The 17,895-nt window shown below is 58.5% G+C and carries 20 protein-coding genes and 1 tRNA gene; 13 read left to right on the top strand and 8 right to left on the bottom strand.

What is annotated here, in order from left to right:
- Positions 1-96 precede the first annotated feature (96 nt).
- The 7 genes from DIT71_RS11970 (at position 97) to DIT71_RS11940 (ending at position 4,722) form a co-directional block, all read left to right on the top strand.
- Positions 97-378, top strand: a complete 282-nt coding sequence (locus tag DIT71_RS11970; RefSeq protein ID WP_114613458.1) for a DUF1244 domain-containing protein — start codon at positions 97-99, stop codon at positions 376-378.
- Positions 375-764: a HopJ type III effector protein gene (locus tag DIT71_RS11965; RefSeq protein WP_114613457.1), complete on the top strand. Its 390-nt coding sequence runs from the start codon at positions 375-377 to the stop codon at positions 762-764. Before DIT71_RS11970 ends, DIT71_RS11965 begins: the two co-directional genes overlap by 4 nt.
- Entirely contained in the window at positions 761-1,525 is a 765-nt protein-coding gene (gene minC, locus DIT71_RS11960; RefSeq protein WP_114613456.1) for a septum site-determining protein MinC, read from the top strand. Before DIT71_RS11965 ends, minC begins: the two co-directional genes overlap by 4 nt.
- A gap of 65 nt (positions 1,526-1,590) precedes the next feature.
- Positions 1,591-2,403, top strand: coding sequence for a septum site-determining protein MinD (gene minD, locus DIT71_RS11955; RefSeq protein WP_114613455.1), 813 nt, complete (start codon positions 1,591-1,593; stop codon positions 2,401-2,403).
- Between the two features lie 3 nt (positions 2,404-2,406).
- Positions 2,407-2,661 carry a cell division topological specificity factor MinE gene (gene minE, locus DIT71_RS11950; protein ID WP_114613454.1) on the top strand — a complete coding sequence of 85 codons (255 nt, stop codon included), beginning with the start codon at positions 2,407-2,409 and terminating at the stop codon, positions 2,659-2,661.
- A 163-nt stretch (positions 2,662-2,824) separates the two neighbouring features.
- On the top strand, positions 2,825-3,316 hold the full coding sequence (locus tag DIT71_RS11945) for a CBS domain-containing protein (protein ID WP_114613453.1): 492 nt from the start codon (positions 2,825-2,827) through the stop codon (positions 3,314-3,316).
- Between the two features lie 20 nt (positions 3,317-3,336).
- The gene (locus tag DIT71_RS11940) at positions 3,337-4,722 is read left to right on the top strand and encodes a PhoH family protein (protein ID WP_208727692.1); all 1,386 of its coding nucleotides are present in this window, start codon (positions 3,337-3,339) and stop codon (positions 4,720-4,722) included.
- A 34-nt stretch (positions 4,723-4,756) separates the two neighbouring features.
- On the opposite strand, the gene DIT71_RS11935 is transcribed toward DIT71_RS11940, so the two are convergent.
- From DIT71_RS11935 to DIT71_RS11920, 4 genes are read right to left on the bottom strand one after another with little or no spacing between them, the layout of a single operon-like run.
- Entirely contained in the window at positions 4,757-5,182 is a 426-nt protein-coding gene (locus DIT71_RS11935; RefSeq protein ID WP_114613451.1) for a secondary thiamine-phosphate synthase enzyme YjbQ, read from the bottom strand.
- A 14-nt stretch (positions 5,183-5,196) separates the two neighbouring features.
- Entirely contained in the window at positions 5,197-6,264 is a 1,068-nt protein-coding gene (locus tag DIT71_RS11930) for a succinylglutamate desuccinylase/aspartoacylase family protein (protein ID WP_114613450.1), read from the bottom strand.
- A 1-nt stretch (position 6,265) separates the two neighbouring features.
- Positions 6,266-7,171, bottom strand: coding sequence for a 30S ribosomal protein S6--L-glutamate ligase (rimK, locus tag DIT71_RS11925; RefSeq protein ID WP_114613449.1), 906 nt, complete (start codon positions 7,169-7,171; stop codon positions 6,266-6,268).
- Entirely contained in the window at positions 7,168-7,665 is a 498-nt protein-coding gene (locus tag DIT71_RS11920) for an ATP-dependent zinc protease family protein (RefSeq protein WP_114613707.1), read from the bottom strand. The genes rimK and DIT71_RS11920 overlap by 4 nt, the downstream gene beginning before the upstream one ends.
- 132 nt (positions 7,666-7,797) lie before the next feature.
- On the opposite strand from DIT71_RS11920, the gene phrB reads away from it, so the two are divergent.
- A complete protein-coding gene (gene phrB, locus DIT71_RS11915; protein WP_114613448.1) occupies positions 7,798-9,198 on the top strand; it encodes a deoxyribodipyrimidine photo-lyase in 1,401 nt (466 codons plus the stop codon).
- A gap of 115 nt (positions 9,199-9,313) precedes the next feature.
- Here phrB and DIT71_RS11910 read toward each other — a convergent pair whose 3' ends face one another.
- Genes DIT71_RS11910 through hemA form a run of 4 tightly spaced genes read right to left on the bottom strand, consistent with a single transcriptional unit; the run spans position 9,314 to position 13,274 of the window.
- Complete coding sequence (locus DIT71_RS11910) at positions 9,314-10,072, bottom strand: HesA/MoeB/ThiF family protein (protein ID WP_114613447.1); 759 nt, start codon at positions 10,070-10,072, stop codon at positions 9,314-9,316.
- The gene (prmC, locus tag DIT71_RS11905; protein ID WP_114613446.1) at positions 10,059-10,910 is read right to left on the bottom strand and encodes a peptide chain release factor N(5)-glutamine methyltransferase; all 852 of its coding nucleotides are present in this window, start codon (positions 10,908-10,910) and stop codon (positions 10,059-10,061) included. The genes DIT71_RS11910 and prmC overlap by 14 nt, the downstream gene beginning before the upstream one ends.
- Positions 10,903-11,988 carry a peptide chain release factor 1 gene (gene prfA / locus DIT71_RS11900; RefSeq protein ID WP_114613445.1) on the bottom strand — a complete coding sequence of 362 codons (1,086 nt, stop codon included), beginning with the start codon at positions 11,986-11,988 and terminating at the stop codon, positions 10,903-10,905. Before prfA ends, prmC begins: the two co-directional genes overlap by 8 nt.
- A complete protein-coding gene (gene hemA, locus DIT71_RS11895; protein ID WP_114613444.1) occupies positions 11,985-13,274 on the bottom strand; it encodes a glutamyl-tRNA reductase in 1,290 nt (429 codons plus the stop codon). The genes prfA and hemA overlap by 4 nt, the downstream gene beginning before the upstream one ends.
- Positions 13,275-13,512: 238 nt before the next feature.
- Between hemA and DIT71_RS11890 the strand changes: the two genes are divergently transcribed.
- From DIT71_RS11890 to DIT71_RS11870, 5 genes are all read left to right on the top strand, one after another.
- The gene (locus DIT71_RS11890) at positions 13,513-15,273 is read left to right on the top strand and encodes a tetratricopeptide repeat protein (protein WP_114613443.1); all 1,761 of its coding nucleotides are present in this window, start codon (positions 13,513-13,515) and stop codon (positions 15,271-15,273) included.
- Entirely contained in the window at positions 15,270-15,908 is a 639-nt protein-coding gene (lolB, locus tag DIT71_RS11885) for a lipoprotein insertase outer membrane protein LolB (protein ID WP_114613442.1), read from the top strand. The genes DIT71_RS11890 and lolB overlap by 4 nt, the downstream gene beginning before the upstream one ends.
- Positions 15,905-16,762 carry a 4-(cytidine 5'-diphospho)-2-C-methyl-D-erythritol kinase gene (ispE, locus tag DIT71_RS11880; RefSeq protein WP_114613441.1) on the top strand — a complete coding sequence of 286 codons (858 nt, stop codon included), beginning with the start codon at positions 15,905-15,907 and terminating at the stop codon, positions 16,760-16,762. The genes lolB and ispE overlap by 4 nt, the downstream gene beginning before the upstream one ends.
- A gap of 19 nt (positions 16,763-16,781) precedes the next feature.
- Positions 16,782-16,856: transfer RNA gene (locus tag DIT71_RS11875), tRNA-Gln, on the top strand.
- Between the two features lie 52 nt (positions 16,857-16,908).
- A complete protein-coding gene (locus DIT71_RS11870; protein WP_114613706.1) occupies positions 16,909-17,859 on the top strand; it encodes a ribose-phosphate diphosphokinase in 951 nt (316 codons plus the stop codon).
- Positions 17,860-17,895 lie beyond the last annotated feature (36 nt).

The raw sequence follows: 17,895 nt of genomic DNA, 5'->3' as shown, positions 1-17,895 counted from the left end.
AATTGTCTGTACATATGTACAGCCTTGTATCTTACGGTAACATGCCGAGAATGTCAGGAGCTCTCAACTCAACCCCAGTAACTGGTGTAAACAATAATGACGACCCCCATCCCCGAACAATCGCAGACGGAAATCGAAGCCGCCGCATTTCGAAAGCTTGTCAATCACCTGCGTGAGCACACCGAGGTGCAGAATATTGACCTGATGAACCTGGCCGGATTCTGTCGCAACTGTCTGTCCAAGTGGTATCGAGCCGAAGCGAGCGAAAGGGGCTTCGACCTGTCAGATCCGGAAGCCCGCGAGATCGTTTACGGAATGCCTTACGAGGACTGGAAAGCCCTCTATCAGCAAGGCCCCAAAAAGGATCACGGCGCATGAACCTCAATGACGCCGTCCGCATACACCTGGCGTCAGTAGACGCGGGCCATAGTCACTTTGATGATACTCTGGCCCTGATCGACCGTTTTTTTGAGGTCCAACCCGCCGGTTTCCATAACGGCCCTCTGTATAATGGCCCTGGCGAGAATGCCGGCTCGTGCCGGGTTTTTTCGCTGGCCCAGCATTGCAACCTGAACGAGGCCGACACGTTGCGCCTGTTTGCACAACATTACCGGCAGGTGCTGGATGAGCCGGCGGGCGAAAGCCACGGCAACATTCGTCAGTTTATCGGAACCGGCTGGTCCGGCATCCGCTTTGAAGGCCCGGTGCTTCGCAAACGCCCGACCACCACCCAGGACGACACCACGGAAGAGACCCATCCATGAGCGAGACCGCCGTATCCGGGGTAAAACACTGCTTCCAGCTCAAGAGTGCCAGTGTGTCGATGACGGCACTGGAGCTGTATTTTTTCGATGATGAAGCCTTTGAGAGCACGCTTCGGGACAAGATCAGTCAGGCCCCCGGCTTCTTCAAGGATATTCCCCTGATTGTCAGCCTTGAAAAATACGAGGGGCTGAGCAGTGAACTGGACTTTTTCAAGATCATCGGAACCTGCCGCCGTCACAGTATTCATGTGATTGGCGTGCGTGGCGGCAACGACGACCAGCGTCGACTGGCCAGGGGGGCGTCCCTGGCCCTGCTTCCCGGTGGCAACCAGAGGGACCAGGAGATTGATACCGGCCCCGCCACTGAGACCACCGGAGCCGCAGACAGCCCGACCCCCGCAAGAGTGGAAACCCGCGCTGAGCCGGCCGCGGCGAAAATCATCAACCAACCGGTGCGTTCCGGCCAGCAGGTATACGCCCCCGATGGCGACCTGATTATCCTGGCGCCAGTACAGGCCGGCGCGGAAGTGCTGGCAGCGGGCAACGTCCATGTCTATGGACCGCTCCGTGGTCGGGCCCTTGCAGGTATTCACGGGGCCGAACACGCGCGGGTATTCTGCCAGTCTCTTGAAGCAGAGCTTGTGTCCATCGCCGGACACTATAAAATCTCAGAAGATCTTCAGGACAATGGCTGGAAAACCGCCGTCCAGATCCAGCTCAGGGATGACCTGCTGGTGGTAACGCCACTGGAAAAGGCCTGATCAGAGCGTAATTACCCGCACAGGCGGGGAAAACGACGAATCCACCGCAAAACAGGAATGCAACCTTGGCTAGAATCATTGTCGTTACCTCAGGAAAAGGTGGCGTAGGTAAAACCACAACCAGCGCCTCTATCAGCACCGGCCTGGCCAAACGTGGCCACAAGACCGTGGTCATTGATTTTGACGTGGGCCTGCGCAACCTGGATCTCATCATGAACTGCGAACGCAGGGTGGTGTACGACTTCGTGAACGTGATCCAGGGCGAAGCCACACTCAACCAGGCCCTGATTCGGGACAAGCGGGTCGATACCCTTTACATTCTTCCGGCCTCCCAGACCCGGGAGAAGGAAGCCCTCACCAAAGAGGGCGTTGAAAAGGTAATCAACGAGCTGTCCGAACGGTTTGACTACATTGTCTGCGATTCACCTGCGGGCATTGAGCACGGTGCGCTGATGGCGCTTTACTATGCTGACGAGGCCGTGGTGGTTACCAACCCGGAAGTGTCCTCGGTGCGGGACTCTGACCGCATACTCGGCATTCTGCAAAGCAAGTCACGGCGCGCTGAAATGGGCCAGGACCCGGTCAAGGAACATCTGCTGCTGACCCGCTACAACCCCGACCGGGTAGACCGGGGCGAGATGCTGTCGGTGGCGGATGTGGAAGAAATCCTCGCCATTCCCCTGCTGGGCGTGATTCCGGAATCCCAGATCGTGCTGAACGCCTCCAACCAGGGGCTACCGGTAATCCTCGAGGAAGAAAGCGACGCCGGGCAGGCCTATGAAGATGCTGTTGCCCGTCTATTGGGTGAGGAACGCGAACATCGTTTTATGTCGTCCCAGAAAAAGGGTTTCTTCTCACGGATGTTCAAGGGGGGCTGACGGATGAGTTTCTTCGACTATTTCAAGAGCAAGAAGGATAACCGGACCGCCAGCGTTGCCAAAGAACGGCTTCAGATCATTGTTGCCCATGAGCGGGGCCAGCGTGAACAGCCCGATTACCTGCCAGCACTGCAGAAGGAGCTGCTTGAGGTCATCCGCAAGTACGTTCAGATCAGTGACGATATGGTGCAGGTGGAAGTCGACCGTAACGACAGCTGCTCGGTCCTGGAGCTGAACGTCACCTTGCCTGAAAAGTGACCGTACCGGCATTCAGTGATCAATCCCGGCCCCCTGGCTGCAGGCATTGATCACGATGCCGGGTTGACGGATGTGGTCGTTAAAACTCAATCAGGGGATGACTAGCCAGGCAGTAACAGCTAAGCTCTTTGACAAAGGACCTGTTAACGGAGCCGCATCGTCAATGACCGTTCTCGCCTACGAGATCATGACCCCGAGCATAAAGGCCGTACCCCAGTCATGGACAATGGACCGGCTGGCAAGATTCCTCACCGATAACGAGATCACCGGCAGCCCTGTAACCGACGAGAGCGGTGAAATAATCGGCATTGCCACCCTCAAAGACATCACCGAATTCCGCTGGAACGCCAGCCGCCCCGAAACCGAGACCCGCATGACCCCGGAAGAGGAGCAGGAAGCCAGGCGTCTTCGCATGGTTATTTTCGAGGAAATGGGGAAGGTGCCGGTAGAAGTTCGCGACATCATGACCCCCATCGTTTTATCGGTTGACGAGCAAACGCCAGTGCGCGACATTGCCGATATCATGATGCGTGAGCACCTGCACCGGATTTTCATTACCAAAGACGAAAAGATCACCGGAATTGTAACCACGTACGACATGCTCAAACTGATCTCCGACCAGGAGCTCACCAAACGCTGTGCCGGGAACGGCTGACCAGAGAGGTATCACACCCTATGCCAAGAGCACCGCAGGCTCGCAGAAAGATGTACGTCCTCGATACCAATGTCCTTATCCACGACCCGAATGCCCTCCTGAACTTTGAAGAACACGATGTCATCATTCCGATGACCGTCCTCGAAGAACTCGACAGCCTCAAATCCGGCAAGCAGGCGGTCGCCGCCGACTGCCGCCAGGCAATCCGCAACATCGACAAGCTGTTAGGCGATGCCAGCCCGGGAGAGATCGAGAAGGGCGTTGCCATCGTGCGCGGCAAAAAGGCACAGCCGCTGGGCACACTGTCGATACTGATGAGCACAGAGTATCAGGGCAACCACGGCCTGCCGGAGCACCTCAACGACAACAAGATTATCAACACCCTCGCGGCCCTGCAGGCACGACACAAGTCCCGCGACATCATCCTTGTCAGCAAAGACATCAACATGCGGTTGAAGGCCCGTGGCTTCGGTGTGGAAGCCCAGGACTACCACAACGACATGCTGCTGGACGACATCGACCTGCTGCCCAAGGGTTACAAGGAGTTCCCCAATTCCTTCTGGGACACCATCGAAAAAGTGGAAACCATCCAGCGCGAGGGTATCACCGAACACATACTGCGCCGGGAGGGTGACCTGGCCAAACTGACCATCAATGAGTTCGTGATTGATCAGCAGGGTTTTGTCGGCAAGGTGTCAGAGGTCAGCGAGCAACAGATTGTCATTCGTGACCTTCATCAGCACGATCTGATGAACGAGGAAGTCTGGGGCCTGGTGCCAAGGGATATCTATCAGGCCATTGCGCTCAATCTGCTGCTGGATCCGGACATCCACCTGGTGAATCTGACCGGCTCCGCCGGATCCGGCAAAACCATCCTGGCCCTGGCCGCCTGCATCGAAATGACCGTTGCCAGCAAGATCTACAAGCGCATTATTGCCACGCGGAGCACCCAGGGACTGGATGAGGATATCGGCTTCCTGCCGGGCACCGAAGCCGAGAAAATGGAACCCTGGCTGGGCGCCATCGTGGACAACCTGGAAGCCCTCCACGAGGATGACGAGAACATGACCGCCAGCGTGGACTACATACTCAGCAAGGTACCCCTGCACTTCAAGTCCATGAACTACATTCGCGGCCGCAGCTTCCAGCACAGCCTGATCATCATCGACGAATCCCAGAACCTGACGCCGCACCAGATCAAGACCATCATCACCCGCGCCGGCAACGGCTCCAAGGTGATCTGCCTGGGTAATCTGGCGCAGATCGATACCCCCTATCTCAGCGCCCTGAGCTCGGGCCTGACCTACATGACCGAACGCTTCAAGAGCTTCCGTCACGGCGGGCACATTCACTTGCAGGGCGTGCCAAGGTCGGTACTGGCTGAGTACGCCGAGGCCAACCTCTGACTCCCGGGCTCCGCAAATAACACGTCACAGGGGCCTACCATCGCCCCTGTAGCGTCGCCACGATTTTTCGGCCGCCGGCACCGTCCCGGTGCTCGCACAGATAGAGGCCCTGCCAGGTTCCCAGCGCCAGGTGGCCGTTCCTTACCGGAATGGTCAGCGAAGGGCCTACCAGAACGCTCTTGATGTGGGCAGGCATATCATCCGGACCTTCCAGGGTGTGCTCGTAGTGGGGTGCGTTCTCAGGCACCATCACGTTGAAATGCCGTTCCAGATCACCGCGCACGTCCGGGTCAGCATTTTCGTTGATGGCCAGGGAGGCCGATGTATGCTGAATGAACAGATGCAACAACCCTACCTGGCAATTCTGCAACGCCGGCGCCTGGGCCAGGATTTCGTTGGTCACCAAGTGAAACCCCCTGCGCAGGGGCGCCAGTTCTATAAAAGTCTGTTCCCAGATCATAACTCGCCTCCCGGTTACCTCTGCCGGTCGTCCCAGGGGTGAACCGGAATCATATCGTCGCCCACATCCCCCTCGTAGCTGCTGCGGAAATAGTCCATGGCCTTTTCCGCCTCGCTGAGTTCATCGAAGCGGGCAATGTGATAGATCGCCTCGCCCTCGTTAACCAGCGGCAGGTTGTTGACACAGATGACTATGCCGGAACAGGGAGAAAGCACGGCGGTTTCAGACTCGCCAAACGGGTCTGCCACCATAGCGAGTTTCTGGCCCTTACGCACCTTCTGGCCCAGGCTTGCCACCGGCCGCATGATGCCGTCGGTGTCAGTCCGCACCCACTGTGAGTTGGCGGCGGTTTCAGAGCGCTTTCTGGGCGCCTTGGGTCCCTTCTTGGCGGGAATCATTTCCAGTTCCCGCATTACCCGGATCACACCCTTCACGCCACTGGAAATCACCACATCGTCAAACCGCAGTGCCTCACCACCTTCAAAAGTGACCACCGGAATATCCTGAGAATCGGCGTAAGCCCTGAGGCTGCCCTCCCGCAGACTGGCATTGATGATGATGGGGGCACCAAACGCCTCTGCCATGCGAATGGTTTCCGGGTTCTTCAGTTCCGCGCGAATCTGGGGCAGGTTGAAACGGTGAATGGCCCCGGTGTGCAAATCGATGATATGGGTGACATGTTCCATGATCTGGGTACGCAGCAGGTAAGCGATGCGACCGCCCAGAGAGCCGCTCTCGGTGCCGGGGAAACACCGGTTCAGGTCGCGGCGATCCGGCAGGTAGCGGGTCCGCTGCACAAAGCCGAAAATATTGACGATAGGCACTGCCACCAGCGTGCCCCGCAGGTGTCGCAGGGCGGAATTGGTCAGCACCCGGCGCACGATCTCAACGCCGTTGATTTCATCCCCGTGAATCGCGCCACACACCATCAGTACCGGGCCACCGCGACGACCATGAACCACTTCCACAGGAACGTGCAGCGGCGTATGGGTGTACAGCTTGGCCACCGGTATTTCCACCGTCTGCCGGGTGCCGGGCCTGATTTCGTTGCCGGCCATGACAAAAGGTGCCCGGGCGGCCATCTCAGCCCCTCCCCTTGGTGCGGGTTTTCCAGGGCTGCTGATTTTTCTCGGTCCAGTTCATGATCATGCCAGCCACGTTCTTGCCAGTGGCATTCTCAATGCCTTCCAGGCCCGGTGAAGAGTTTACTTCCATCACCAGCGGCCCGCGGCTGGAACGCAGCAGATCCACACCGGCTACGTTCAATCCCATGGACTTGGCTGCGGTAATCGCGGTACGACGCTCTTCCGGCGTGATGCGGATCAGCGAGGCAGTGCCTCCACGGTGCAGGTTGGAACGGAATTCTCCCTCTCCGCCCTGGCGTTTCATGGCGGCAATCACCTTGTCACCGATGACGAAACAGCGAATATCGGCGCCACCAGCTTCCTTGATGAACTCCTGCACCAGGATGTCCGCTTTCAGGCCCATGAAGGCCTCAATCACGCTTTCCGCCGCCTTGCGGGTTTCCGCCAGCACCACACCAATGCCCTGGGTACCCTGCAGCAACTTGATCACTACCGGTGCACCGCCCACCATTTTCAGCAGTTCCGGCACGTTATCCGGTTTGTTGGCAAAGCCCGTAACCGGCATGCCCACGCCTTTCCGAGCCAGCAGCTGCAGTGAGCGCAGCTTGTCACGGGAGCGTGTAATGGCAACAGACTCATTCACCGGGAAAACGCCCATCATTTCAAACTGCCGCAACACGGCCGTGCCGTAGAAGGTCACCGAGGCACCGATCCGGGGGATCACCACATCAAAGTCTTCCAGAACTTCTTCATGGTAGTGGATCCTCGGGTCAGCGGAGGTAATATTCATGGAGCAGTGCAGGCAATCAATCACCTTCACTTCGTGACCCCGGTTAACGCCCTCTTCCACCAGACGACGTGTCGAGTAGAGATGACGGTTACGCGACAGAATCGCAATTTTCATTTTTTCGTCCTTAGGGCCGGTTCGCCGGCAAGATAGGAGCATTCAGGAAGTACAATGGCGCGCCGGGCCATTGCCGTTCGACCAAGCAGCATACGAAAACGCATGGAGTCACGGTTGGTCAAGGTCATTTCAATCGGCCATTCGGTATCCCCGAGCACAAGGCGGGTTTCGATCACCAGCCGAAGTTCCTTGTGCCCGCCGGAATCCGACACGTTACGCTCATCCAACACCAGCGCATCGCACTCCACCACATGATGCAGATCATTCTGGATAGGATGCACCCAGAATCGGACCCGGCGCTCGCCGCTGTCAGTGTAGGGCTCTGTACGAAAAGTGTGAAGGCACGAGGTGCGTGCGCCGGTATCCACTTTCGCCTTGATCCGGGAAATATCAAACTCTGGCAAGGCAACCCATTCACGCCACCCCAGGGCGAGCTTTCCGTCGGTATTCGGCACACGGCCGGCATTGGCGGTTTCATCCGTTCTGGTCGGCATCCGGTTCTCCATTTTTGGTTGCGGTTTCCGGTTCTTTGTCCATGTTTTTTGAGATTAACTATAATCCAATCAGCATGTTCCAGCGAATATCCATCCGCCGCCATCAAACCGTCACCGGGCATAGGAAACACAATGACTCAGCTCGTCTGGTTCCGAAACGACTTACGCGTGGCCGATAACGCGGCGCTCACCGCTGCCTGCAAACACCGGCAACCGGTCCGAGCCTGCTTCGTCGTCACCCCAGAGCAATGGCGCGAGCACGACTGGTCACCCGCCCGTGTCCGGTTTGTTCTGGACCACGCCAATGCACTCTCGCAGGAACTGTCCAGACTGGGCATTCCGCTGTCGTTTATTACCGCAACCACTTTCTCGGACAGCGTTGAAAAACTGAAGGATTTTTGCCGGAGCGAGAGTATCCGGGATATCCACTTCAACGAGGAATACGGAGTTAACGAAAGGCGCAGGGACAAAACCCTGAAACAGGCCCTAGACGCCATGAACGTCGCCGTAAACAAATACCGGGACCAGACCGTGGCACCTGTTGGCAGCATTCTGACCCAGCAGGGCGAGCCCTATTCCGTGTTCACTCCCTTCTCACGCCGCTGGCGCAGCTGGATAGATGCGGCTGCGCCAACCCTGTACCCCATTCCCGAACCGGTCGGAGATGTCGTCAAAGCCGCCAGCTATGACGAGCCCCCCGAAGGATTCGATACCCCGCCACCCCGTCTGGTGAAGACCGGTGAAGACGCGGCCCATCACCAGCTGCAGGAATTCCTGGAGAACCGCGCCGGTGACTACAAGAATCTTCGCGACCTACCCTCAGTGGACGGCACCAGCCTGCTCTCACCCTATCTCGCCAACGGTGTACTGTCGGGCAGACAATGCCTGATCGCCGCCCGCCAGCACCAGGGTATGGGCGGCAACCAGGAAGGCCTGGCCACCTGGACCAACGAAATCGCCTGGCGGGACTTCTACATCAATATTCTCTATCATTACCCGAGGATAAGCATGCGCCGGGCCTTCAAACCGGAGACCGAGGCCCTTCAGTGGAATACTCCCGGAGAAAATTTTGAAGCCTGGAAAACCGGCAATACCGGCGTCCCCATTGTGGATGCCGCCATGCGTCAGTTAAACCGGACTGGCTGGATGCATAACCGGCTGCGGATGATCACGGCCATGTTTCTCACCAAAAACCTGTTTATCGACTGGCGACTCGGTGAAGCCTATTTCATGTCGAAATTGGTAGACGGCTTTCTGGCTTCCAACAACGGCGGCTGGCAGTGGAGCGCTTCCACCGGCACCGATTCCGCGCCTTATTTTAGGGTGTTCAATCCCGCCACCCAGAGCCAACGGTTTGACCCGGACGGCGAGTTTATCCGCGAATACGTCCCTGAGCTAGCAAAGCTGGATAACAAACGGATTCACCAGCCCTGGTCGGGCGGTGTTATTCCCGGAGGGTATCCGCGACCTATCGTGGATCTCAAAGAAAGCAGAAAGGAGGCAATAGCAAAGTTTCAGGCGCTGAAGAACTAGGCGGTAACGGCAGGGCGGGCAGGCCCTTCCAAAACACGCTGTGAATACATCCCTGTACGCTCGGCTCCGCCATCCTTGGCTCCGCACGGTTTTGGAAGGGCCTGCCCGCCCTGCCTTATGCTGACTCTCTACTGCTACAGACAGGACAACCTGGGTCTCTTGCCAGTTTCATTTCCCGCCATTCCATTTCCCAGGCATCAAGGATCAGTAATCGGCCGGTCAGTGACTTGCCAATACCGGTAATTACCTTGATGGCTTCCATCGCCTGGGAGGCTCCGATCATGCCCACCAGAGGTCCAATCACGCCGGCTTCGGAACAGCTGAGGTCTTCGTTTCCCTGCTCGGAATAAAGACAGTGATAGCAGGGGCTTGCCGCATCCCGAACGTCATAAACCGCCAGCTGCCCCTCGCCGCGAATGGCGGCACCCGACACCAGGGGCAAGCGCGCGGCAACACAGGCTCGATTGAGGGCAAAGCGGGTGTTGAAGTTGTCAGTGCAATCCACCACCAGGCTGGCCGACTTCACCTCGCGCTGCAGTTCGTCTCCCTCAAGCCGCTCCGTCAATGCGGTTACGGAGACTTCCGGGTTAATCCGCCGCACACGATCTGCCAGACGCTCGGCCTTGGATTCGCCGAGGTCAAACTGTTCGAACGCGATCTGGCGCTGCAGGTTGGCCACTTCCACAGTGTCGTCATCAGCCAGAGTAAGATGACCAACACCGGCGGCGCCAAGATAGAGAGCTACCGGGCAACCCAGGCCGCCCGCACCCACCACCAGGACCCTCGCGGATTTGAGTTTGGTCTGTCCGGCAATGTCGAACCGGGGCATCAGTATCTGGCGGCTGTAGCGCAGCAGCTCTTCATCGTTCAGCATGATGTTTTCTCCCAAGGGTAAAGCGATCGCGGCGGCCGTAATCCTGACCGGTTTCAACGCCCGTGAATCCGGCACCGATGAAAAGCTGCCGCACTGCCTCGCCCTGCCCGTAGCCATGCTCCAGTATCAGCCAGCCACCCGCAGTGAGCCAGCGTTGGGCTTCGGCCGTGATCCGCCGGATGTCATCCAGGCCATCGTCACCTGCCACCAGTGCAGATTCCGGTTCAAACCGCACATCGCCCTGGCCCAGATGGACGTCATTGCCTGCAATGTACGGGGGGTTGGAAATAATCAGATCAAAAAAAGCGACCGGCAAGTCGGCAAACCAGTCGCTTTGCCGCACCGTCACCGGCAAGCCAAGACGCGCGGCATTTTCGGTTGCCAGCGCTACGGCTTCAGGAACGGCATCACAGGCAGAAACCCTCCAACCGGGCCGTTCACTGGCCAGGGCCAGGGCAATGGCGCCAGTGCCCGTACCCAGGTCAAGCACGCTGGCATTTTGCGGCAACTCCAGCATCAGGACGGCCTCTACCAGGCATTCGGTATCGGGCCGGGGAATGAGCGTGGACGGGTTTACCAGCAGCGGCAGCGACCAGAACTCCTGTTCGCCCAGCAGATACGCTATCGGCTGCCCGGCGCTGCGCTGCTCAACCAGGACACGAAAGCGGGCTGCCGCCTCAATATCCACTTCCCGCTCGGGCCAGGCCCGGAACACCGTTCGCGACCAGCGGGTAACCCGGGCCAGCAACAGTTCGGCGTCCAGGCGCGGAGAGTCACCGCCGATGGTCTCAACGGCTTCTTTCAGCAGCGCCTCGCAGGTCAGAAACCCATCACTCATCGGCCAGTGAAGCCAGTAGGTCGGCCTGGTGTTCCTGCTGCAGGGGCCCGATGACTGCATCCAGGTCTCCGGAGATCACCTCATCCAGCTTGTACAGGGTCAGGTTGATGCGGTGGTCGGTCACCCGCCCCTGGGGGAAGTTGTAGGTACGAATGCGTTCCGAGCGATCACCACTACCCACCAGGCTCTTGCGAGTGGCCGCCATGGTTTTCTGCTGACGCTCGATTTCCTCGTTCTGGAGACGGGATGCCAGAAAACTCATGGCCTTGGCGCGGTTCTTGTGCTGGGAGCGCTCTTCCTGGCACTCCACCACAATGCCGGTAGGAATGTGGGTGATGCGAATCGCGGAATCGGTCTTGTTGACGTGCTGGCCGCCGGCACCGGAAGCACGGAAAGTATCCACTCGCAGGTCGGACTTGTTGATCTCGACGGCTTCGGTTTCGTCGGCTTCCGGCATCACCGCCACGGTACAGGCCGACGTGTGAATACGTCCCTGGGACTCAGTTTCCGGTACCCGCTGCACCCGGTGGGCGCCGGATTCGAATTTCAGTACACCGTAAACAGCACTGCCGGCAATACGGGCGATGATCTCCTTGTAGCCGCCGTGCTCACCCTCGCTTTCATTGATCACTTCCACCTGCCAGCGCCGGCGTTCGGCGTAGCGCATGTACATCTTGAACAGGTCGCCGGCAAAAATGGCAGCCTCATCGCCACCGGTACCGGCGCGGATTTCCAAAAACACGTTCTTGCCGTCGTTGGGGTCTTTGGGCAGCATCAGGCGCTGGAGCTCTTCGTCCAGTTCCTCGGCCTTCTGCTCCGCAAGATGCAGTTCTTCTTCCGCCATGGCACGCATATCCGCATCACCATCCCGTGCCAGCTCCGCCGCTTCCCTCATATCCTCCCGTGACTTCTGCCAGGCCTGGAAGCAGTGAACAATGGGCTCGATTTCGGCGAATTCCCGCGAAAGCTCGCGGAATTTATCCTGGTTGGCGATGGTGGCCTGATCGCTCAGCAACGCGCTGACTTCCTCAAAGCGATCAGCAAGCTGCTCGAGGCGGGACTGAATCGATGACTTCATAGTTTTTCCGGAATGATAGGCGCGTCGGCATCCAGCGCATCAAGCTGATGCAGCTCCCTGAGCCATTGGGTGACCTCCGTTCTGCCTTCGGTGGTCGCCTTGCGAACCTGAATGGAGGGTTCGTGGAGCAGTTTGTTGGTCAGCCCCCGTGCCATGCCCCGCAGAACGGTCTCCGGGTCGGCACCGTTGCGCAGCGCGCGGATCGCTTTTTCGGTTTCCGCGTCCCGCAGCGTCTCTGCCCGCTGACGGAACTGCTTGAGGGTAGACACCGCATCCAGTGCCCGCAGCTGGCTGAGGAACTGCTGCACCCCGTCAGTTACCAGATTTTCCGCCTCCCGGGCCGCCCCTTCACGGGAACGCACGTTCTCCTCGATGACCTGTCGCAAATCATCGACGGTGTAGAGGTAGACATCGGCAAGGGAGCTTACTTCCGGCTCAATATCCCTGGGAACAGCGATATCCACCATGAAATAGGGGCGATGCTTGCGCTTTTTCAGTGCCCGCTCAACAGCGCCCTTACCCAGAATCGGCAGGGGGCTGGCCGTGGAGGAAATGATGATATCCACATCCGCCAGGTACTCGGGAATCTCCGAAAGCAGAATACCTTTCCCGCCCCGGGACTCTGCCAGTGCCTGGGCACGCTCAAGGGTACGATTCGCCACCAGAAAATCCTTTACACCGGCATCGGCCAGGTGACGCGAGACCAGTTCAATGGTCTTGCCGGCTCCAATCAGCAGAGCCTTGTTGTGAGACATATCGGCAAAAATATGATGGGCCATGCTGACAGCGGCGTAAGCCACCGACACCGGATTCTCACCAATGGCTGTCTGGGTGCGCACCCGTTTGGCTACGGAGAATGTCTGCTCGAACAGGCGCGAAAGGAAAGCTCCGCTGGCGTTATTCTCGCGTGCCAGAGCATAGGCGTCCTTGAGCTGCCCCAGGATCTGTGGCTCGCCAAGAACCATGGAATCAAGGCCGGCGGCTACCCGCATGATATGGCGCACCGCGTCCGAATCCCGATGAATATAGAGCACTTCTTCCAGGTCAGCGGCCTCCATGTCATGAAACCCAGCCAGCCAGCGCAACACCGCCGGCGCACAATCGTCGTCTCCGGCAAGGTAAAGCTCGGTGCGGTTGCAGGTCGACAGTATGGCAGCCTCGCTGGCCCCGGAGGTGGCGCGCAGTTCGGCGAAGGCCTCGGCCATACGCTCGGGAGTGAACGCAACGCGCTCACGCAACTCGACCGGAGCGGTACGGTGGTTAATGCCGAGGGTGACCAGTGCCATATCGGAGTTAGACTGCCTTATGCCTGAAGACGTGAACACGGAGTATCACCGGTATTTTAACGGTCAGGGGCTTCTGTCGCCACCCAAAACCACCGTGATATCGGGAACTGCTGACAGGTTGGGCAATATCAGGCGCTTGTGCCATCATAGAACCTCGTCTATCACGCCACACCTGAGATTGCCGCCAGAGTCGCTTGCGGCCGATCAGGTGCACTGTACACAGATCATGGGATGTTGCATGCAAAAGTCCGCATTACTGCTTGTTACCTGCCTGTTTGGGCTTTCCCTGTCCGGCTGCGCTTCTCTCCAGGGTGATCAGGAACAGCAGCCCGATACCTCCCCGGAACGTACGGACAACTCCAACCCATCGGCGAAAAAGGACCAGGAACAGGAAATTCGCTACGCCGATTTTGAACCCGAAGAACTCTACCTGCTCCTCTCCGGCGAGATAGCTGCCCAGAGGGGACGTTTTGACGTCACGCTTGTTAATTACATGAAAGCGGCCCAGCAGTCCCGGGACAAGGCCGTGATCGAGAGAACCATGCGCATCGCCCAGTCCCTCAATGCCGACAATGCCCAGCGCAAACTGGCCGAGTTATGGCTGGATGTGGACCCGGACAATATGCAGGCGCACCGCATTGCGGCTATCCAGGCGGTGAAGAACAACCATCTTGAAACCGCCCTCGGCCACATGGAACGCATTATGGACCTGGGTGGCGATGCAGACTTTGACAGCCTGGCGGCCATGGCGGGAAGCCTGCCGCCCGGACAGCAGCAGGAGCTGCTGCAGCTCTACCGGCAGATGGAGGAGCGGCACCCCGGTAATCCTGAACTCCAGTACAGTATCGCCCTGCTCCTGAAAGTTAGTGGCGAACCCCAGCAGGCTCTGGACAAGCTGGCACCCCTGCTGGACGACGAACCTGACTTCCAGCCCGCCCTGGTGCTCAAGGGCGACCTTCTCTATGAGGTGGGCGAGAAACGCCAGGCACTGGACCACCTCCTGCGCCACACCCGGCGCTTCCCCGACAACCGCCAGATGGGCACGCTCTACGGCCGCATGCTGATCGGCGAAGGCGAACTCCAGGCCGCCCAGGACGAATTCAGCAGGCTGGTCAGGCGTTTTCCCGACGTGCCCGGCCTGCGCCTTTCCCACGCACTGGTAGCACTTGAAAACGACCAGACAGCGCTGGCGGAAGAAGAGCTGACGCGACTGACCGAACAGGGCCACCATGCCGATGAAGCCCACTATTATCTGGGCAGAATCGCTGACGAAAGGGACAACACCGAGCGGGCCATCGGCTTCTACAACAACGTGGAAAAGGGTAATTACTACTTCCCCGCCCTGGCACGGGCCAGCGAACTGATGGCGGAACAGGGTGATCTTGACGAGGCGCTGGCTGCGATACGGGAACTGAGAGACAACAATCCGGAGCAGGAGGAGAACTTCCACCTGCTGGAAATCAATTTGCTACTGGACCGTGAGGAGAACGAGCGGGCACTTACGGCCGCCAACGAAGCCCTGGCGGACTACCCGGACAATATCCGAATCCGCTACGCTCGCGCCATGCTGCTCGACTCCCAGGGCGAGCCGGAGCAGGCGGAGGATGACCTGAGACGGATCATTGACCAGCAGCCTCAGAACGCAGTTGCGCTGAACGCCCTGGGCTACATCATCACTACCCGCTCGGATCGCTATGCGGAAGCCAGGGACTACATTGAACGGGCACTGGCAATCGACCCCGAAAATCCCGCCATCCTCGACAGTATGGGCTGGGTACTCTACAAGCAGGGTCAAAACGAAGAGGCCCTTGACTACCTCTCCCGGGCCTGGGAAGCCTATGCCGACCCCGAGGTCGCCGCCCATTTGGGCGAAGTGCTCTGGAAAACCGGTGAACAGGAGCAGGCCCGCATCATCTGGGAAGAAGGCTTCGAGCAGGACCCGGACCATCCGATACTGATAGAAACTGTCGAGAGGCTCTCCGGGGAGCAGCCCCTGTGAGATTTACCGCTGTCGCCCTGACTCTCGTCGCCCTGCTTCTCGGCGGCTGCACCTCACTGCAGATTGATCCGCTGCCTGAGGGCCTGACGGAACAGCCGCCAGCGGACTGGAGCGCAACCAGCGCTCGACGGGACCAGTTCCGGCACTGGGAGCTGACGGGCAAACTCGCTGTCCGCCAACCCTCGGACAGCGGCACTGCCGTGATCAACTACTGGAAACAGGACCGGCAAATCTACAAACTCGCCCTGTCCTCGTCGTTTCTGGGCATGGGCCGCACCACCCTTGAGGGTGTTCCCGGCTTTATCGAACTTACACTACCTGACGGCGAGCGATATCAGTCCGGCGACCCGGAAGCACTGGTCAGCGCCGCCACCGGCTGGCAGCTGCCGATCGACAGCCTGGCCTGGTGGATTCGCGGCCTGCCCGGCCCTGAAGGTGATTTCCGGTTATTCTTTGATGATCAGGAGCGGCTGGCCGTTATCCGCCAGCTGGGATGGGAAATCCGCTACGACCGCTGGGAAGAATTTATCGACGCTTACCCACCCTTGCCTGCCAGAATCACTGCTGTCAAGGGTGAAAAACGGGTGAGAGTGGTGGTTACCAGCTGGCGTAAGACTGACGGAGACAGCCAGTGACCAGTCTTGCACTGCCCTCCCCGGCAAAGCTGAATCTGTTCCTGCATATCCTTGGTCGCCGGCCTGATGGCTACCATGAACTGCAAACCCTGTTTCAGTTCCTGGATTATGGCGACACAATCACCCTCACCCCCCGCACCGACAACCGCATTGTGCTTGAGCAATCCGTGCCCGGGGTGCCCGACGACGAAAATCTCGTCATCCGCGCAGCGCGACAACTGGCTGGCACGGCCAGCACCGCAGTTGCCGGTATGAGCATCGCCATCGACAAAAAACTGCCTATGGGAGGCGGGTTGGGCGGCGGTAGCTCCAATGCCGCCACCACCCTGCTCGGGCTGAACCGGCTGTGGGGACTCGACCGGTCTCTCGACGAACTGGCGGAACTTGGTTTGGCGCTGGGTGCCGATGTGCCGGTGTTCGTTCGCGGCCACTCGGCATGGGGTGAAGGCGTTGGTGAACGACTGACCAGCGCCAACCCCCCGGAAGACTGGTTTGTGGTTATAAAACCACCGTGCGATATAAGTACCAAGGAGATTTTTTCCCACCAAGGGTTGACAAGGGATACCCCCGGAATCAAAATAGCGCCCGCTTTTGAGGGAGACGCCTCGAGGTACCGAAACGACTGTGAGGATGTAGTTCGAAGACTGTATCCTGAGGTTCATCAAAGCCTGGAATGGCTTGCACAATTCGGACCTGCAAGATTAACCGGAACCGGGGCTTGCATATTTGGACGTTTCCCTACAGAATCCGCAGCCCGGATTATCTGGGAAAGCAAACCCTCCGGCATCACGGGGTTCGTAGCTAAAGGGGTGAACATTTCACCACTTCACGAAAAGCTGACAGAGCTAAAATGATGCCAAAAAAGCACGATACTGGGGTGTCGCCAAGTGGTAAGGCAACGGGTTTTGATCCCGTCATGCGCAGGTTCGAATCCTGCCACCCCAGCCACCTTTCTCCCGCTTCTTCTGAATCAACCGCCGTTACCGAGAAGGATGCCGTCGTGTCCAAACTGATGATTTTCACTGGCAACGCCAACCCTGAGCTTGCCAAAGCCATCGCCCAGAAACTCCACATCCCCATGGGCCAGGCCACCGTTGGAACCTTCAGCGACGGTGAAACCACTGTTGAAATCAATGAGAACGTGCGCGGGCATGATGTCTTTATCATCCAGCCCACCTGCAACCCGACCAACGATAACCTGATGGAACTTATTGTGATGGCCGATGCCCTTCGTCGAGCCTCCGCTACCCGGGTTACTGCGGTTATTCCCTATTATGGCTATGCTCGCCAGGATCGCCGTGTCCGCTCCACCCGCGTTGCCATCAGTGCAAAAGTGGTTGCAGACATGATTTCCAGCATCGGCGTCGACAGGGTTCTGACACTGGACCTGCATGCCGACCAGATCCAGGGGTTCTTCGATATCCCGGTGGACAACATCTACGCCACCCCGGTCATGCTCGAAGATATCGAGAAGCAGCGTTTTGAAAACTTTGTCGTGGTATCTCCTGACGTGGGCGGTGTTGTTCGGGCCCGCGCCGTGGCCAAGCGCCTGGATGACGCCGATCTTGCGATCATCGACAAGCGTCGGCCGAAGGCCAATGTGTCACAGGTCATGCACATTATTGGTGATGTGAAAGACAAGACCTGCATTCTGGTGGACGACATCATCGATACCGCCGGCACTCTCTGCAAAGCCGCCAATGCCCTGAAAGAACACGGCGCCTCGAAAGTGGTTGCCTATATCACCCATCCTGTTCTGTCAGGGCCGGCTGTCGACAATCTCAACGCCTCCGAACTCGACGAGCTGGTCGTCTGTGACACCATCCCGCTGGGTGACAAAGCACACAATTGTGATAAGATCCGCATCCTCAGTATGGCTGGGCTGCTCGCGGAATCCATTCGTCGCGTCAGCAACGAAGAGTCCATCAGCGCGATGTTCGAGAACGCCTGATCAGCTAATTGCCTGATTTACTGACAAGAATCCGGA

It is taken from the genome of Marinobacter vulgaris (genome assembly GCF_003344045.1).
GTDB classification, from domain to species: domain Bacteria; phylum Pseudomonadota; class Gammaproteobacteria; order Pseudomonadales; family Oleiphilaceae; genus Marinobacter; species Marinobacter vulgaris.
This window is presented reverse-complemented; position numbering and strand designations above follow the sequence as displayed.

Excerpts from the sequence above, each read along its gene's own strand:
- hemA (WP_114613444.1), bottom strand. The coding sequence starts at position 13,274 with ATGGCACTGGTCACCCTCGGCATTAACCACCGTACCGCTCCGGTCGAG.
- minC (WP_114613456.1), top strand. The coding sequence starts at position 761 with ATGAGCGAGACCGCCGTATCCGGGGTAAAACACTGCTTCCAGCTCAAG.
- prfA (WP_114613445.1), bottom strand. The coding sequence starts at position 11,988 with ATGAAGTCATCGATTCAGTCCCGCCTCGAGCAGCTTGCTGATCGCTTT.
- DIT71_RS11920 (WP_114613707.1), bottom strand. The coding sequence starts at position 7,665 with ATGCCGACCAGAACGGATGAAACCGCCAATGCCGGCCGTGTGCCGAAT.
- phrB (WP_114613448.1), top strand. The coding sequence starts at position 7,798 with ATGACTCAGCTCGTCTGGTTCCGAAACGACTTACGCGTGGCCGATAAC.
- minE (WP_114613454.1), top strand. The coding sequence starts at position 2,407 with ATGAGTTTCTTCGACTATTTCAAGAGCAAGAAGGATAACCGGACCGCC.
- DIT71_RS11930 (WP_114613450.1), bottom strand. The coding sequence starts at position 6,264 with ATGGCCGCCCGGGCACCTTTTGTCATGGCCGGCAACGAAATCAGGCCC.
- DIT71_RS11890 (WP_114613443.1), top strand. The coding sequence starts at position 13,513 with ATGCAAAAGTCCGCATTACTGCTTGTTACCTGCCTGTTTGGGCTTTCC.
- DIT71_RS11940 (WP_208727692.1), top strand. The coding sequence starts at position 3,337 with ATGCCAAGAGCACCGCAGGCTCGCAGAAAGATGTACGTCCTCGATACC.
- DIT71_RS11945 (WP_114613453.1), top strand. The coding sequence starts at position 2,825 with ATGACCGTTCTCGCCTACGAGATCATGACCCCGAGCATAAAGGCCGTA.
- DIT71_RS11910 (WP_114613447.1), bottom strand. The coding sequence starts at position 10,072 with ATGCTGAACGATGAAGAGCTGCTGCGCTACAGCCGCCAGATACTGATG.
- rimK (WP_114613449.1), bottom strand. The coding sequence starts at position 7,171 with ATGAAAATTGCGATTCTGTCGCGTAACCGTCATCTCTACTCGACACGT.
- DIT71_RS11935 (WP_114613451.1), bottom strand. The coding sequence starts at position 5,182 with ATGATCTGGGAACAGACTTTTATAGAACTGGCGCCCCTGCGCAGGGGG.
- DIT71_RS11965 (WP_114613457.1), top strand. The coding sequence starts at position 375 with ATGAACCTCAATGACGCCGTCCGCATACACCTGGCGTCAGTAGACGCG.
- prmC (WP_114613446.1), bottom strand. The coding sequence starts at position 10,910 with ATGAGTGATGGGTTTCTGACCTGCGAGGCGCTGCTGAAAGAAGCCGTT.
- DIT71_RS11970 (WP_114613458.1), top strand. The coding sequence starts at position 97 with ATGACGACCCCCATCCCCGAACAATCGCAGACGGAAATCGAAGCCGCC.